General features: G+C 48.0%; 1 protein-coding gene. It reads right to left on the bottom strand.

The features are described from left to right. On the bottom strand, positions 1-935 hold a 935-nt coding region (locus tag R7O13_RS24980; RefSeq protein ID WP_318304959.1), incomplete at both ends, for a TolC family protein.

Here is a 935-nt window from a genome sequence, read left to right as displayed (position 1 = left end):
TGATAACGCTCTAAACGCTGACTCAAGTTGGCGCGATCAACCAGCAATGTGTTGACCTTCGCGTTCATCTGAGTCAGTAACGTATCTTTTTGTGAGCGAGCAGCACCTACTTGATACTGAGCGGCGGCTAAGTTGCGGTCTTGGCGATTGCCAGTGAACAGGGGAATGTCCATTGTTAGATACGCGCTCACCAAATCCGATGCAGGTTCGCCTTTCATATTGTTGGCTTGACGATAGGCGTACATCACTTCCACACCGAATTGAGGCGTGTAAGCTTGCTCTGCAATGTCCACTTGAGTTTCATTGGCAGAAGTACTTTCGTCTGCCATTTTCACCATCGGGTGATCACTCAACTGTTGGTAGTGTTTGGTCGTTTCGCTATTTGCAGACAACTTTTGGTTCAATGACGCCCAAGTCAGTGTGTTGCTGGCTTGGAGTGTTGAGCGTCCGTTTTGGGTATAGGTATTGAGCCAGTCAGAGCCCAACCATTCTGAGAGTTGCGAGACCAAACGGCGCTGCATTTGTGCGTTGGCTTGCAGCTTTTCATCCAACTTACTCACTTGAAGCTGTGCATGCAGTAAATCTTGCGCGTCACTTTTTCCGATTGAGTAATTGGTTTGAATGAAGTTTTCCATTTCCGTCATGAGCCGACGGTTTTCTAGCAAAATTTGCTCTGCTTTCTGCTGATAGCCCAGCTCCAACCAAAGCTGAGTCATGCTGTTTGCCACTTCAAGCTCCCGTGCGTGAACTTGCAGAGACAAACCATCGGCTTGTTGATTGGCTTTCTTTTGTTGAAGATCGAGCGTCGAGCCACGTTCGAACTGTTGCATCAAACCGACGGAGATATTGGTCATCGGATCTTCGTCAAATTTGAAGCTATCGACAGGCAAACCACCAAAACCGACTTTCAGTTTCGGGTCCATCAAGGTTGCGCT

It is taken from the genome of Vibrio sp. Y176, assembly GCF_033438945.1.
The sequence above is the reverse complement of the archived record's forward strand: the minus strand, read 5'-3'. Positions and strand labels throughout refer to the sequence as shown.